Origin of the sequence: Mesorhizobium sp. M7A.F.Ca.CA.003.01.2.1 (assembly GCF_003998945.1) — a bacterium.
In the GTDB taxonomy this organism is placed as follows: domain Bacteria; phylum Pseudomonadota; class Alphaproteobacteria; order Rhizobiales; family Rhizobiaceae; genus Mesorhizobium; species Mesorhizobium ciceri.
In genome coordinates this window covers 3,770-5,397 of record NZ_RZRA01000331.1, presented here as the reverse complement: position 1 = coordinate 5,397, position 1,628 = coordinate 3,770, and the positions used below count along the sequence as shown (strand labels likewise).

At 62.5% G+C, this 1,628-nt stretch carries 2 protein-coding genes; one reads left to right on the top strand and one right to left on the bottom strand.

Annotated features, from left to right (window positions below; all coding sequences use genetic code 11):
* Positions 1 to 234: ATP-binding cassette domain-containing protein (locus EN969_RS15215; RefSeq protein WP_127419220.1), on the bottom strand; the 234-nt coding region annotated here is incomplete at its 3' end.
* Positions 235 to 369: 135 nt separating this feature from the next.
* Here EN969_RS15215 and mtnK point away from each other — a divergent pair.
* Positions 370 to 1,628 (top strand): S-methyl-5-thioribose kinase (mtnK, locus tag EN969_RS15210; protein ID WP_245467445.1); only part of this gene is annotated, 1,259 nt, incomplete at its 3' end.

Genomic DNA, 1,628 nt, shown 5'->3' with positions numbered 1-1,628 from the left:
CGCCTCGGCCGGGGTTTTCGGCGCGAAATCCTGGTCGGCGAGCGCCATCGTCCCGCCGCCGCGTTCGTAGACACCAGCGATGATCTTGACGAGGGTGGATTTGCCGGCGCCGTTGGCGCCCATCAGCACGGTCACTTCACCGGCATGCAGTTCCAGCGAGACGCCGCCAAGCACCTCGTTATGGCCAAAGGATTTCCTCAGTCCCTCTACGCGGAACACGGCATTGCCGACCATGCGTTCCTCCCTGACATGACGCTATGGGCTGTATCGGCAATTGTCAACACGATTGACAATTGCCAGATCGCTTCCTAGCTTGGCCCGGCCGCCACGCCTCCGTTATGTTGGAAGCGCATATGCGGGAGGATAACGATGACTGAAGAATTGCCGTTCGAAGCCCTATCGGTCGAAACCCTGGCTGCACGCCTTGGCGGCAACGAGGCGCTGTGCGCGAAGATCGGCAAGGACACCGGCGCCTGGAAGGTCCGCGAGGTCGGCGACGGCAATCTCAACCTGGTGTTCATCGTCGAGGGCGCCAGCGGTGCGGCCGTGGTCAAGCAGGCCCTGCCCTATGTCCGCCTGGTCGGCGACAGCTGGCCGCTGCCGTTGAAGCGCTCCTTCTTCGAATATCACGCGCTGACCAGGCAAGAGGCGCGCGCGCCGGGCTCGGTGCCGGCGATCCATTATTTCGATGAAGGTCAGGCGCTGATCATCATGGAATATCTTGCGCCGCCGCATATCATCCTGCGCCGTGCCCTGATCGACGGCCGCCAACTGCCGAACATCGCCCGGGATATCGGCCTGTTCATGGCCCGCACGCTGTTTCGCGGCTCCGACCTGCATATGACCGCCAAGGACCGCAAGGCCGATCTGGCGCTGTTCGCCGACAATGCCGAGCTTTGCGACATCACCGAAAACCTCGTGTTCTCCGATCCCTATTTCGATGCCAAGATGAACCGGCACACCTCGCCGCAGCTCGACGGCCTGGTCGCCGAACTGCGCGCCGACCGCGACCTCAAGGTCGAGGCGCAGCGGCTGAAGCACATCTTCGCCGCCAATGCCGAAACGCTGCTGCATGGCGACCTGCATTCCGGTTCGATCATGGTCACCGACACGGAGACCCGGATGATCGATCCGGAGTTCGCCTTCTACGGCCCGATGGCTTTCGACGTCGGCATGCTGCTTGCCAATTTCTGGATGTCCTTCTTCTCGCAACGCGGTCACGAACAGAAGGGCAAGCGCGACGCCATGCGCGCCTATCTGCTCGGTGTGACGGTCGAGACCTGGGCGGTGTTCCGCGCCGAGTTTTCGCATCTATGGCGCAGCGAGCGCACCGGCATGCTCTACCAAAAGAGCCTGTTCGAGGACCAGGGCGACATCCTTGCCTCAGAGCAGGCGCTCGACCATGTGCTGCACCAGATCTGGACCGATCTGCTAGGCTTTGCCGGCGTCGAAGTGCACCGGCGCATCCTCGGTCTCGCTCACAATGCCGATTTCGAGACCATTGCCGACGAGGATCTGCGCGCCAGTTGTGAAGCAAAGGCGCTGAAATTCGGCCGCCACCTCGCCGTCAACCGGCGCCAGATCCACAGCATCGACGAGGTCAACCAACTGGCCGCGCTGATCGAACA